This is a genomic window from Paraburkholderia elongata (assembly GCF_013177735.1).
GTDB lineage: Bacteria > Pseudomonadota > Gammaproteobacteria > Burkholderiales > Burkholderiaceae > Paraburkholderia > Paraburkholderia elongata.
Genome location: NZ_WOEZ01000183.1, coordinates 14,472 through 27,673 on the forward strand (window position 1 = coordinate 14,472; position 13,202 = coordinate 27,673).

At 60.4% G+C, this 13,202-nt stretch carries 13 protein-coding genes; 8 read left to right on the forward strand and 5 right to left on the reverse strand.

Translation table 11 applies throughout. The annotated features are described in order from the left end of the window. The first annotated feature begins 236 nt into the window (after positions 1–236). The 5 genes from GNZ13_RS30845 to GNZ13_RS30865 all read left to right on the forward strand — a co-directional run bounded on the left by GNZ13_RS30845 (position 237) and on the right by GNZ13_RS30865 (position 4,913). Positions 237–1,190 carry a choline ABC transporter substrate-binding protein gene (locus tag GNZ13_RS30845; protein ID WP_172171637.1) on the forward strand — a complete coding sequence of 318 codons (954 nt, stop codon included), beginning with the start codon at positions 237–239 and terminating at the stop codon, positions 1,188–1,190. A gap of 128 nt (positions 1,191–1,318) precedes the next feature. After that, entirely contained in the window at positions 1,319–2,248 is a 930-nt protein-coding gene (locus tag GNZ13_RS30850) for a BKACE family enzyme (protein WP_172171639.1), read from the forward strand. Positions 2,249–2,334: 86 nt separating this feature from the next. Next, the gene (locus GNZ13_RS30855; protein ID WP_172171641.1) at positions 2,335–3,300 is read left to right on the forward strand and encodes an L-carnitine dehydrogenase; all 966 of its coding nucleotides are present in this window, start codon (positions 2,335–2,337) and stop codon (positions 3,298–3,300) included. 94 nt (positions 3,301–3,394) lie between these two features. After that, positions 3,395–3,889 (forward strand): thioesterase family protein, encoded by a 495-nt coding sequence (locus tag GNZ13_RS30860; RefSeq protein WP_172171643.1) that lies wholly within the window; start codon positions 3,395–3,397, stop codon positions 3,887–3,889. Between the two features lie 25 nt (positions 3,890–3,914). Further along, positions 3,915–4,913, forward strand: a complete 999-nt coding sequence (locus tag GNZ13_RS30865) for an alpha/beta hydrolase (RefSeq protein WP_172171645.1) — start codon at positions 3,915–3,917, stop codon at positions 4,911–4,913. Here the strand turns inward: GNZ13_RS30865 and GNZ13_RS30870 are convergent. Both GNZ13_RS30870 and GNZ13_RS30875 read right to left on the reverse strand, forming a co-directional pair. After that, positions 4,882–5,721 (reverse strand): alpha/beta hydrolase, encoded by an 840-nt coding sequence (locus tag GNZ13_RS30870; protein ID WP_172171647.1) that lies wholly within the window; start codon positions 5,719–5,721, stop codon positions 4,882–4,884. The two genes, GNZ13_RS30865 and GNZ13_RS30870, sit on opposite strands and share 32 nt — an antisense overlap. Positions 5,722–5,942: 221 nt before the next feature. Then, on the reverse strand, positions 5,943–6,719 hold the full coding sequence (locus tag GNZ13_RS30875; protein WP_172171817.1) for an NAD(P)H-dependent oxidoreductase: 777 nt from the start codon (positions 6,717–6,719) through the stop codon (positions 5,943–5,945). Positions 6,720–6,789: 70 nt separating this feature from the next. Between GNZ13_RS30875 and GNZ13_RS30880 the strand changes: the two genes are divergently transcribed. After that, complete coding sequence (locus tag GNZ13_RS30880) at positions 6,790–7,704, forward strand: LysR family transcriptional regulator (protein ID WP_172171649.1); 915 nt, start codon at positions 6,790–6,792, stop codon at positions 7,702–7,704. A gap of 76 nt (positions 7,705–7,780) precedes the next feature. Here GNZ13_RS30880 and GNZ13_RS30885 read toward each other — a convergent pair whose 3' ends face one another. Beyond that, a complete protein-coding gene (locus GNZ13_RS30885; RefSeq protein ID WP_172171651.1) occupies positions 7,781–8,785 on the reverse strand; it encodes an aldo/keto reductase in 1,005 nt (334 codons plus the stop codon). A 234-nt stretch (positions 8,786–9,019) separates the two neighbouring features. Between GNZ13_RS30885 and GNZ13_RS30890 the strand changes: the two genes are divergently transcribed. Next, positions 9,020–9,937: a LysR family transcriptional regulator gene (locus tag GNZ13_RS30890; RefSeq protein ID WP_172171653.1), complete on the forward strand. Its 918-nt coding sequence runs from the start codon at positions 9,020–9,022 to the stop codon at positions 9,935–9,937. A 43-nt stretch (positions 9,938–9,980) separates the two neighbouring features. Here the strand turns inward: GNZ13_RS30890 and GNZ13_RS30895 are convergent, their stop codons facing one another. Next, positions 9,981–10,862 carry an aldo/keto reductase family oxidoreductase gene (locus GNZ13_RS30895; RefSeq protein ID WP_172171655.1) on the reverse strand — a complete coding sequence of 294 codons (882 nt, stop codon included), beginning with the start codon at positions 10,860–10,862 and terminating at the stop codon, positions 9,981–9,983. Between the two features lie 111 nt (positions 10,863–10,973). Here GNZ13_RS30895 and GNZ13_RS30900 point away from each other — a divergent pair, with 111 nt between their 5' ends. Further along, positions 10,974–11,867 carry a LysR family transcriptional regulator gene (locus GNZ13_RS30900; RefSeq protein WP_172171657.1) on the forward strand — a complete coding sequence of 298 codons (894 nt, stop codon included), beginning with the start codon at positions 10,974–10,976 and terminating at the stop codon, positions 11,865–11,867. 129 nt (positions 11,868–11,996) lie between these two features. Here the strand turns inward: GNZ13_RS30900 and GNZ13_RS30905 are convergent, their stop codons facing one another. After that, positions 11,997–13,157: a porin gene (locus GNZ13_RS30905; RefSeq protein ID WP_172171659.1), complete on the reverse strand. Its 1,161-nt coding sequence runs from the start codon at positions 13,155–13,157 to the stop codon at positions 11,997–11,999. Positions 13,158–13,202 lie beyond the last annotated feature (45 nt).

Below are 13,202 nucleotides of genomic sequence, written 5' to 3' on the forward strand. Positions count from 1 at the left end.
TGCACTGCAATGACGAACGATGCTGGTTTTCCCTCGTTGTCGCGTGGGAGCAAGAACGGGTCGCAGGCGGTCGCTTTGGCAGGAATATGGGGCATTAACGTTACGTCATTCGTGCAGTTCAGGCATCACTCAAGTATTACTCAATGCCGTATCGCGCATGTCCGGGAGGCCGCTCTGATTTTCTCGTTGCGGCCGGTTCGAAACACGCTGTTCAACGTGTCACAAGGGGGAACGTCATGAAGTTACGCGTCAAAGCCTTGCTTGCCCATCTTGCCTGTCTGGCGGCCGTCGCCGCTGCGTCGCCCGTATTCGCACAGGATCCCTCCACCTGTCGCGCGGTGCATTTTGCCGACATCGGCTGGACAGACATCACGTCGACCACTGCGCTCGCATCGACCGTATTCGAGGGGCTCGGCTATCAGCCTGTTACGACCGTCGCCTCGGTGCCGATTTCGTTCGCTGGCCTGAAGAGCAAACAGCTCGACGTGTCGCTCGGCTACTGGTGGCCCGTGCAAGAGAAGGCGATTGCACCGTTCGTCGATTCGAAATCGATCCAGGTGCTGCAACCGCCTAACCTGACCGGCGCTAAAGCGACCTTCGCCGTGCCGAGTTACGAATACGAGGCAGGCCTCAAGACTTTCGCCGACATCGCGAAACACCGCGATGAACTTGACGGCAAGATTTATGGCATTGAACCTGGCAGCAGCGCGAACGCGGCGATTCAGAAAATGATCGCCAACAATCAGTTCGGCCTCGGAGGTTTCAAGCTGATCGAGTCGAGTGAAGCGGGCATGCTGGTGTCGGTGGATCGCGCGATTCGCGCGAAAAAATGGGTGGTGTTTCTTGGCTGGGAACCGCACCCCATGAATATCCAGATCGATATGAAATACCTCACCGGTAGCGAGGGCGTATTCGGTCCGAACGACGGCGAAGCACGCGTTTATACGCTGACGTCCCCCGACTATCTGACGCGTTGTCCGAACGCAGGCAAGCTCGTGAGCAATCTGCGCTTTTCGACGCAACTGGAGAACGTGGTGATGCAGTCGGTGATGAACAAGGAAAAACCCGCCGATGCCGCCAAAGCGTATCTGAAGAAGAACCCGCAAGTACTGGATGCGTGGCTCGCAGGCGTGAAGACCTATGACGGTAAAGACGGCTTGCCCGCGGTGAAAGCCTATCTCGGGCTTTGACGGGGCCGCCCAGGCGCGGTCGGCTAGACGCGATTGGGTTTGACGCGGTCAGCTTTGACCCTGGGCCTTGCCCCAGTCGGGTCTCCATCCATCGAGTTGCGCATTTTCAATCCACAGGAACTACACGCATGAATCATGAAGTCATCGTGACCTGCGCGGTCACCGGCGCGGGCGATACGGTCGGCAAGCATCCGGCCATTCCCGTCACGCCGAAGCAGATCGCCGAAGCCGCTATCGAAGCCGCGAAAGCCGGCGCCACCGTCGCGCATTGTCACGTGCGCGATCCGAAGACCGGTCGCGGCAGCCGCGATCCGCAGTTGTATCGCGAGGTCGTCGACCGGATCCGCTCGTCGGGCACCGACGTGATCATCAATCTGACGGCGGGTATGGGTGGCGATCTCGAGATTGGTCCCGGTGAAGACCCGATGCGCTTCGGCGCGGGAACTGACCTCGTCGGCGGTTTGACGCGTCTCGCGCACGTCGAGGAACTGCTGCCGGAAATTTGCACGCTCGATTGCGGCACGCTCAATTTCGGAGACGGCGACTACATCTATGTGTCGACGCCCGCGCAATTGCGCGCCGGCGCACAACGTATCCAGGAACTCGGTGTGAAGCCGGAGCTGGAGATCTTCGATACCGGGCATCTATGGTTCGCGAAGCAATTGCTCAAGGAAGGTTTGCTCGACGCGCCGCCGCTGTTTCAGATCTGCCTCGGCATTCCATGGGGCGCGCCCGCCGATACCACGACGATGAAAGCGATGGCCGACAATCTGCCGCCTGGCGCGCACTGGGCCGGCTTCGGCATCGGCCGCATGCAGATGCCGATGGTCGCGCAGGCGATGCTCCTCGGTGGCCACGTGCGTGTCGGCCTCGAAGACAACATCTGGCTCGACAAAGGTGTGCACGCAACGAACGGCACGCTGGTGCAACGCGCGGTCGAGATTATCGACCGGCTCGGCGGACGCGCGCTTACACCTGCCGAAGGCCGCCGCAAACTCGGCTTGCCCGCGCGTGGCGAGCGGCAGTTGGAGCGGCGTGTGGCTAGACAGTACGCGTGACTCTGTCGCGCATCCGTTGCGCCTGATATAGCTTGATATAGCGCGCTTCGGAACCTGAGAACTCATAGGCAAAGGAAATATCAGCAATGGCAGTGATCGTCGATATCAAAACATTTGCGGCAATCGGCGCGGGCGTGATCGGCAGCGGCTGGGTGGCGCGCGCGCTCGCGCATGGGCTCGACGTCGTCGCGTGGGACCCCGCTCCCGGCGCGGAAAAACAGTTGCGCGAGAACATCGCGAATGCGTGGCCGGCTCTGGAGCGTGTCGGCCTCGCCGAGGGCGCAACGCCCGACAGGTTGCGTTTCGTCGATACGATTGAAGCCTGTGTCGAACAGGCGGATTTCATTCAGGAGAGCGCGCCCGAACGCGAAGCATTGAAGCTCGCCTTGCATGAACAGATCAGCCGTGCGGCGAAGCCGGATGCGATCATCGCTTCGTCCACCTCCGGCCTGCTGCCGAGCGACTTCTACGCACGGGCGGTGAATCCGCAGCGTTGCATCGTCGGGCATCCGTTCAACCCGGTGTATCTGCTGCCGCTCGTCGAAGTGCTTGGCGGCGAACGTACCGCACCGGCAACCATCGACGCCGCGATGCAGGTTTATCGTTCGCTTTCCATGCGCCCGCTGCGAGTGCGCAAGGAAGTCCCCGGTTTTATCGCTGACCGTTTGCTCGAAGCGCTCTGGCGCGAGGCGCTGCATCTGGTCAACGAAGGTGTGGCGACCACGGGCGAAATCGACGACGCGATCCGCTTCGGCGCAGGCATCCGCTGGTCGTTCATGGGCACGTTCCTGACGTACACGCTGGCGGGCGGCGATGCGGGCATGCGCCACTTCATGCAGCAGTTTGGACCGGCATTGGAGCTGCCGTGGACTAAACTGGTAGCGCCGCAGCTAACTGACGAGTTGATCGATCGGGTGGTGGACGGGACGTCTGAACAGGTCGGGCCGCGCTCGATCAAGCAGCTTGAACGCTATCGGGACGATTGCATTACGAGTGTGCTGGCGGCGATTGGGGAAGCCAAGGCGCGGCATGGCCTGCTTCCCGCGGAGTGATGCGACTGCATGCTGGCAAGCGCACCGCGGCGTCAGCCCAGTGCGTTCCCACAGCGGCCGCTGCAGCTCATACTGACGAAGGAGACGATTACCTATGCCCGACAACGCAACGCTACCCTGCTATCGCGATACCGTGCGCGCTGAATGGGTCGATTACAACGGCCACTTGCGCGACGCGTTCTACATGCTGATTTTTAGCTTCGCGACTGACGCGTTGATTGATGTAATCGGACTGTCTGATTCGGTGCGTAAGGAACGTGGCCGCTCGATCTATACGCTCGAAGCGCATATCAACTACCTGCATGAAATCAAGGAAGGCGCGCAGGTTCGCGTCGATATGCGCGTGCTGGGGCATGACGCGAAGCGGCTGCATCTTTACCTCGAGATGTTTGCCGATGATGGCGTCGAACCGGTGGCCGCAGGCGAGCAGATGCTGCTGCACGTCGATACCGGCGGCCCGCGCGCTGTTGCCTTCGACCCTGATGTCGAGGCGCGCGTTCAGGCGTTGGCGCAAGCGCATACTGTGTTGCCGGCGGCCAGGTTTGCGGGGCGCGTGATCGGATTGCCTGTCAAGGCGCCGCGCAATTGAAGTGCGGGAAGCGAGGGGAGTGAGCATGCTTGAACCGGAGATCGCGGCGTTCATCGAACGGACCGCTGCCATCTATGCAGGGCATTCGACTTCATTGCCGCCGAGCGAGCAGCGCGCGATTTACGAGCGCTATGCGGCTGCACTCACGCCGCCTTTACCAGCCGATGTGATAGCCGAAGACGCTGTGTTTCGGGCGAGCGCCGGGCATCTGATCAGGCTGCGGCTTTATCGGAGTCGTAGAAAGGCGAGCCGGACACGCGGCGGGACCGTCCTGTACTTTCACGGTGGCGGTTTCGTGCTCGGCTCATTGGAGAGCCATCAGATCGTGACGGCGCGTATTGCTGCGGATACCGGCCTCGATGTGATTGCGGTCGATTACCGGCTTGCGCCTGAACACCGCGCGCCGGCCGCGCATGACGATTGTCTGGAGGTCACGCTCGCGGCATTGGACGGCCGGTTGCCGTTTGATTCGCTAGCGGAAAATGCGCTGCAATTGGCGGGTGATAGTGCCGGCGCCAATCTCGCTGCCAGCGCCGCAATGCGGTTGCGCGATGACGGTGTTCAGGGCGTATGCGGACTTGCGTTGGTCTATCCGATGCTTGGCACCGAGCCACAGATGCCTGCGCGAGAAAGCGAAGCGCATGCGCCGATGCTGACGCTTGCAGATGTCCATGCGTTTCGCGATCTATATTGGGGCGAACGCGGGGGTAAACGCGGGGGCGAACGCGCGCCCTATCCTGCGTGGACGATACCGATCGATGCGGCACGCTTCGACGGACTTCCGCCCACGCTTGCCATCGGTGTTGAACACGATCCGTTACGGGACGACGCGAGGGTGTTTGTCGAACGCGTCAATGCGGCCGGTGGACACGCCCAATTATGGATTGGAACCGGGCTCGTACACGGTTGCTGGCGTGCGCTCGAATCGAGTCCCGGTGTACAGGCGTTGCATCACACTGTCTGTCAGTTTCTAGAATCAACAAATCCGCGCTTCACGTCTGAGCCGCTCCCCCACTCCGCTTGAACGAACTGGCAAAAAATAGCACCTGGTATTGCACCGCATTCGCCCAATACTTCCACGTATGCCCGCCGGGCCGCTCCGCATAATCATGCGGCACGCCCAACTCGACTAGCCGCGCATGCAGCATCCGGTTCGACTGAACAAACGAATCATTCACCCCGCAATCGATCGTCAGCGCAATATGCGCGTTCCCCAAGCTACGGGCGTTCTCAACAATCGCCTCGTTGTTCCAGAAATCGGCATGACGGGTAGGATCCCCAAACACCTGATCGATCCCAGGCTCATCCTCGCAACCGCGTGGATCGACCGCTCCGCTAATACTTCCCGCAGCGCCGAATTCGTCCGGCCGGTCCAGCGCGATATGCAACGCCCCGAACCCGCCCATGCTCAACCCTGTAATCGCGCGCGCCTGGCGCGTCGCAATCGTGCGGAAATGCGTGTCGATGTAGCCGACGACTTCTGTACCTACATAGGTTTCGTAACGGCTGCGCGGATCGACAGGGCTGTCGATATACCAGCTTTCATGACCGCCGTCCGGCATGACGAGGATCACGTGATAGCGGTCGGCCAGTTTGCCGATGTGCGAATTCGCGGTCCAGTCGGTGTAGTCGCCGCCTGAGCCGTGCAGCAAGTAGACGACGGGGAAGCGATCGGCCGCTTTGCCGTGCGTGTATTGGTCGGGCAGCACCACAGTCGCGCCGAGCGACTTATGCATGGCCGCGCTGGGAATGGTGACGACCCTGGACTGAAACGCCCAGACCGGGTTCGTGAAAAGCAGCGTCAGAATGAGCCAGAACGCACGATTTTTCATGGTTTGTCGCTCTCCCCTTTTCTATGTGTCCAAAGAACACTGTCTGGCATCTGGCGGCAAAATTCTGACGACGACTCTAACAACGGCGACTTACAACCAAATTTCAGTGAAGCATACGGTCTCGTCAGCTTGGCGCCGCTCCAGGGGGAGCTGGACCGGGCCAAACCGAACGTCTATTCAACGGCTACGCTGTGCAGGTGAATGCAGGAGCGGCAACACGTCTATTCAATGTGCGCTGAAAAGCCGACCTGATCCGGCACAACATCCTGTCGCAATGTGAGTTCCGGGATGTCATACGCCCCGGCGTTCTGTGGGCGAAACGGTATCGGCGCGGTCGTCCACAGCTCATCGAGACGTTGCCCGAGCGCGTCACAAACCTTCGAGAACCTTGCTTCGTCGACCCGGCTAGTCCGATGTATGACAAACGGCGGCAACACGTCGAAGCCGGGGTAATACAGAACCCCATGCTGAATAGGGAACAACACATCGTCGATCGGCCCGTTGATACCGCGCGGGCTGTAATGAGATTCCCATCCACCTGTTGTAACGATCAGCATCGCCCGCTTGCCTGCCATGGTGCCTTCACCGTAGCGGTCGCCCCAGCGCGCGTCGGAGTGCTCTCCAACGCCATACGCGAAGCCATAGGCATAGACGCGCTCCACCCAGCCTTTCAGGATCGCAGGCATCGAAAACCACCACAGCGGAAACTGCAGGATCACCGCATCCGCCCATTTCAGCTTCTCCTGTTCGAGTGCGATGTCCTGACTTTGCCTGCCGTCCTTGAAAGCACGCTTCGAGTCGAGAGAGGGATCGAAACGCGCGCCGGGTTGCCGATCCAGGTTGTCGTTTGCATCGAGCGATACTTTCCAGTTCATCGCATACAGATCGGATACCTGGACGACGTGCCCGGCATCCTCGAGACGCCTTACCGAAAAGTCCTTGAGCGACCCGTTCAACGACCGGGGTTCCGGGTGCGCATAGACGAGAAGAACATTCATAACCTGACCTCCGTTGCCAGAAAGCAATACGATAGGTCTGCGTCCGGTATATTGGAAATGAATTACCAATATGTCAGGTATTGCCATGAATAATCTCAGAAGATTGGACCTCAACCTGCTGGTGACACTCGATGTTCTGCTATCCGAACATAATGTGACCCGTGCCGCGGAACGCTTGAACTTCTCTCAACCGTCGGTGAGCGTGCATCTTGCCAAACTGCGGGATATCTTTGGCGACCCCTTGTTGCTGCCGGGACCACGAGGCATGCGCCCCACCGCGAGGGCCGAAGAATTGCGCGAACCTTTGCGCCAGGCGCTCGATGCACTTGAGCACGCGGTGGCGCCGGCCAGCCCATTCAATCCGGCCGAAGCGAGTCATACGTGGCGTGTGGCCGCTACCGACTATGCCGAATCGACGATCCTGCTGCCCACACTCGCCGGTCTGCGCGCGGCGGCGCCTGGCACCAGACTCGCGATCGTGGAAGCCGTTCCGCCACGCATCGCGAGGCAAGCGGAACAGGGAGACATCGATCTAGCATTCCATACCAGTGAAGGCGCGCCGCCCGGATTGCGCGGGCGGGTGCTTTTCAAGGAACGGTATGTGCTGGCAGGTCGCGCAGATCACCCGCGCCTGAAGCGACGGCCAACGCTCGCGCAGTTCTGCAAACTGGAGCACGTGATCGTCTCGCCGGATGGCGGCGGATTTAGCGGCGTCACGGATGACGCGCTTGCTGAGGTGGGTCTCACGCGCAAAGTTGTGCTTTCGGTTCCGCACTTCCTGTTCATGATGTCAGTGCTGGCGAGTACTGACATCGTGGCGATGCTGCCTTGGCGATTGGTGCGCGGCAATAGCGCGCTCAAGGTCGTCGAGGCGCCGGTTGACGTGCCGGGTTACGAAATGACGATGCTCTGGCATGAACGCTCTCATCGCGACCCGGCGCATCAATGGCTGCGGGAATGCATCACGGACTCGGTGGCGACGTGAACACCCGCGAAAGTGCCGGGGCCCAGGCCGACGTCAACGCAATGAAACAACCGGCCCCCCGCTACCCTCCCAAATTTCAGGCAACACGCCGCCCTTCAACCGGGTATCCAGGATCGGTATAGCCCAGTGTGGAAGCATGACCCGGCGCAACGAGACTATCGACCAGTTTCTCGTCCTCCGGTCCGAGCTGCAATTTCAATGCATCGACATAGCTGTCCCACTGCGCTTCGGTACGCGGTCCGGCAATGGTGCTGCTGACGAGCCGGTTCTTGAGGACCCACGCCAGCGCGAACGCAATCGAAGTCGTGCCGCGCTCTGCCGCATGCCCGGCGATCGTCTGGGCGATTCTGAGCGACTCCGGCCGCCACTCGGTCTGCTGGATTCGCTTATCGCCGCGACCTGCGCGCGAATCGGCCGGGGGGGTTGCGTCCACCGCATATTTGCCGCTGAGCACCCCGCGTGCGAGCGGGCTATACGACACGACACCCAGACCGTAGTGATGCGCCGCCGGCAACTGCTCGACTTCCGCTGTGCGGTCAACGATGTTGTAAAGCGGCTCGCTTGCGACCGGCCGGTCGATGCCGAGCTGGTCGGCAAGACGCGCGATTTCGGCAATGCGCCAGCCCCGGAAGTTGGATACGCCGAAGTAGCGGATCTTGCCCTGGCGGATCAGATCGCCGATGGCGCGCACGCCCTCTTCCAGCGGTGCATCGGTCAGCGCCCGGTGAAAGTAAAGGATGTCGATGTAGTCGGTACCGAGCCGCTTCAGGCTCGCTTCGACAGACTGGATAATCCACTTGCGCGACTGGCCTTGTTCGTTCGGACCCTGTGCGGTCGGAAAACCGAACTTCGTGGCCACGACCCAGTTGTCCCGGCGCTCAGCGATGGCCCGCCCGACGATTTCTTCCGAACGGCCTGCGTGATAGACGTCAGCCGTGTCGATGAAATTGACACCCTGGTCGTATGCTTTGTCGATGATCCGCTTCGCGCTCGCCTCGTCAGTCTCGCCGCCGAACATCATTGCGCCGAGACACAAAGGCGAAACCTTCAGGGCACTGCGGCCAAGATACCGATAGTCCATTATGTGTATGCTCCGTTCAGGCTAGGCCTGCGATAGAAATGGTTGAAAGACTCAAGGCGGCCGGTCAAGCGTCGCGGCTTTGGAACACTTGCCTCGCGATCGACAGATTGCGATCCGCCGTACGGACGCCATACGCCCATGCCGGCTCGATCGTCTAAGACGCTCAATTTACTGGCTATGGAGACAGGTGACTAGACGGTAGAATCGGCAAACACCTATGAGTGAGATTCATGAATGGCACGCGAAAACCTGAACGATCTGCTGGCATTTCTCGCGGTCGCGCGCGAACGCAGCTTTACCAAAGCCGCGGCAAAACTGAGCGTGTCGCAATCGGCGCTGAGCCACACCATCCGCGGGCTCGAATCGAGGCTGGATATCCGTCTGCTGACCCGGACCACGCGCAGCGTCTCGCCTACGCCGGCCGGCGAGCGGCTGCTGGCCACCGTGGGACCGCGGTTCGATGAGATCGACGAAGAGCTGGCGGCATTGAGCGAACTGCGGGATAAGCCCGCCGGCACCATCCGCATCACCACAGACGAACATGCGGCGAACTCGATACTTCAACCGAAGCTGACGCAACTTCTGTCCGAGTATCCGGACATCAAGGTCGAGGTCATCGTCGACCTCGGCTTGACCGATATCGTCGCGCAGCAATATGACGTTGGCGTACGTCTCGGCGATCAGGTGGCGAAAGACATGATCGCGGTACGCATTGCACCTGACATGCGTATGGTGGTCGTCGGCGCGCCCGCCTACTTCGCGAAACGTTCGCGGCCCAAGGCCCCACAGGACCTGACCGATCACAACTGCATCAATCTCCGGCTGCCGACCCACGGTGGCCTATATGCCTGGGAGTTCGAAAAGTCAGGTCACGAACTGAAAGTGCGCGTGGAAGGCCAACTCGTGTTCAACGGAACAAACCAGATGCTCAAGGCCGCGCTGGCCGGCTGCGGTCTTGCCTATATTCCGGAGGATCTGGCGCGACCGTATATCGCCGGCAGGCAACTCAAGCAGGTTCTCAAGGACTGGTGCCCGACTTTCCCGGGCTACCACCTTTACTACCCGAGCCGCCGTCAATCTTCGCGAGCCCTGGCTGTGCTGGTCGATGCGCTGCGCTACCGGGCCGGCTCATCCGCTCAAAGACGTCGATAGCACTGACCCGATGCGGGTCCTCTGCGCAATCCAATAAGTGCGATCACACTTTCCCATTCCCAGCGCCAATCGTATCCAGTTCAGCGCGTACTTCGTCAGTCAAGCTCAAGTGTGCCGCCTGCATGTTTTCACGCAAATGCCCAAGCGACGAAGTGCCCGGAATCAGCAGAATGTTAGGCGCGCGATGCAGAAGCCAGGCGAGCGCCACCTGCATCGGCGTCGCGCCGATCGTTTGCGCGATCGTGGACAGCGCTGACGACTGGATCGGCGTGAATCCGCCAAGCGGGAAGAACGGTACATACGCGATCCCCTTCCCTGCCAGTTCATCGACCAGAGCATCGTCTTCCCGGTGAACCAGGTTGTAATGATTCTGTACGCAGACGATCTCCGCGATGCCTTGTGCCTCGGCGACCTGGGCCGCGGTCACGTTGCTCAAACCGATATGGCGAACCAGCCCTCGCTGTTGAAGTTCGGCAAGCGCCGCGAGCTGCTTTTCAATCGACCCTTCGGCAGGTGCGTGCACGCTGCCCATGATTCGCATATTGACGACGTCGAGCGCATCGACACCTAGATTGCGAAGGTTGTCGTGAACGCCGCGCTCGATATCCTCCGGCTCGAGCGCCGGCAACCACGAACCGTCGTTGCCACGAACCGCGCCAACCTTGGTGACGATCACGAGGTCATCCGGATAAGGATGCAGTGCTTCGCGAATCAACTGGTTGGTGATGTGGGGCCCGTAGAAGTCGCTCGTATCGATGTGATTGACGCCCGACGTCACCGCTTTGCGCAATACGGCGATCGCTGCGTCACGATCTTTCGGCGGCCCGAATACGCCGGGTCCGGCCAGTTGCATGGCGCCATAACCCATGCGTTGCACTAGGCGGCCAGCCAGCGGAAAGGTGTCCATGGAGGTGAAGTTCGACATAGCGCGCTCCTTGAGGTGAGGTGAGGGGTTGAGCGGCAGTATGACGAGGATTGCGTTGTTCGATAATCCAGCCTAAATTGCACGGGTTGTTAAACATTTTGAACAATGGCCATGGAATTCAACGATCTCGCCGCATTCGTTTCGGTCGCTCGCGCCGGCGGCTTTCGCGACGCCGCGCGCATCAGCGGCGTCTCCGCCTCCAGTCTGAGCATTGCCGTGCGTCGTCTCGAGTCGAAGCTCGGGTTGCGCTTGCTCAACCGAACCACGCGCAGCGTGGCCCCGACCGAGGCTGGCCTGCGTCTGATCGAAAAGCTGACGCCCTTGTTCAGCGAGATGGAAGCCGCGCTGGATGTCCTGAACCGGTTCAGGGACAAGCCGAGCGGCACACTCAAACTCAACGTGCCGTCGAGCGCCGCCCGCATCGTGTTGCCGACCATCATCCCCCAGTTCCTGAAGGCCTATCCCGACATACGCGCGGAGGTCGTGGTGGAGGATGGTTTCGTCGATGTGCTGTCGATCGGCTGCGACGCGGGCATTCGCTATGACGAGCGGCTTGAGCAGGACATGATCGCGATTCCAATCGGTCCACGTGTGCAGCGTTTCGCTACAGCCGCGGCGCCGGGGTATCTCGACACGCATGGCAGACCCGAGCATCCGCGCGACCTGCTCTCCCATGCGTGCTTGCGTGGTCAATTCGCCGGCGGTGCTACGCCGACCTGGTTTTTCGAGCGTGACGGCGAGGTGGTCCAACTGAATCCGTCGGGACCGCTCCTCGTCAGGCCCGGCGCGGCTATCGACCTTGCCGTCAGTGCAGCTGTCGCAGGCGTGGGGGTGATTCACCTTTTCGAGGACATGCTGCGCGCGCCTCTCGATAGCGGCGCCCTGGAGCCGATCCTGGAGCCGTGGTGGCAGCGCTTTTCAGGGCCGTTTCTTTACTATCCGGGCCGTCGTCATTTGCCGGCACCGTTGCGCGTATTTGTCGATTTCTTGAAGGCAAGTAGCTAGATAGATACGCCGGTCATTTGCAGTGGGCCGTAACAGGCGAAGAACATCGTACTCGTGAAACTGTCGGCGTCGACGGATGCCGACAGGCTGTAGGCATCCGTCATTACGGGTCGCGCAACGCGAGGCCGATCAGAACGCGTGACGCATCCCCACTGTGACCGCCACTTGCGTGTTCGAGGACGACGGCGAAAGCGTGTTGATCATGGCATGCGAGAGCACGGAGTCAGCAGGTGCACCGTGCACGTTCTGATAGACGCCTTCAAGATAGAAGTCGGTGCGCTTGCTGATCGAATAATCGGTCTGGAGCATCACCGTATTCCATCCCGGCGACGAGCCGTTATAGGCGCCATGCGTGTAGGTATACGCGCCCGATACGCTCAACGCAGGCGTGAGCGCGTACTTTACGTTCGCCTCGTAGTTGTCGAGGCGGAGCGAGCCACTCAGGCTTCCGGCGGAAGAGTCGCCAGCACCGAGGTAAGTGCCGGTTCCGAACGAGAAGACACCCGACACGTTGTCCAGTTGCGTATGGCTCCAGACCAGACCAACGGTAGCCGGTCCGAACGTGTAGTTACCGCCAAGCGACCAGACACGCTGGCGTTGTGCAAGGAAGTTCGCACTGGTGTCGCCCGTGGTAACGGCGCCGCCTGCGCTGCCTGCGTTGTTGAATTGCAGGTATCCGGCGGCAAGATTGATCGGCCCTTGCGTATAGGAAACGCCGAAGCCGTATGAGCGGTTGTTCGCGAAGCTGCCTGCTTTATTGCTGAAGGCATACATCGTTTCGAACGTGACGCCGCTGTAAGTCGGGCTCGTATACTTCACCGTATTGTTGACAACGACCGAGTTCGCAGCAAGGTTGTCGTTTTCGAACGGATGCGCGGCCATGTTGCCGCCCCACGTGTTGGACTCTGCCGTGAGCGGTCCGACAAGATCGTTCATCACGTCAAACTGGCGGCCGAACGTCAAGGTGCCGTAGGGATCGCTTTGCAAACCGACCCAAGCCTGTGAGCCGAAACCATCGCCGGAGAAAGCCTGGGCGCCGTTATTCAGAAGGAACCCTTGCTCCAGCTTGAAGACCGCATGCAAGCCGCCACCGAGATCCTCCGAACCCTTGAGGCCGAAGACCGTGTTCTGCGTCGAGCTGGTCACTTCCTGCCAGTTGCTATGTCCGCCCTGATTGTTCGTGTAGATCAATCCCGCATCGATAAGACCATAGAGGGTCACGCTGCTTTGCGCATGCGCCGAAATAGCAAAGGCGCCGGAAAGCGCGACCACGAGTAGAGACTTTTTCATACCTGTTGGCTCCGTGATTTAGCGGTGGTGATGTAATCGGTCGTG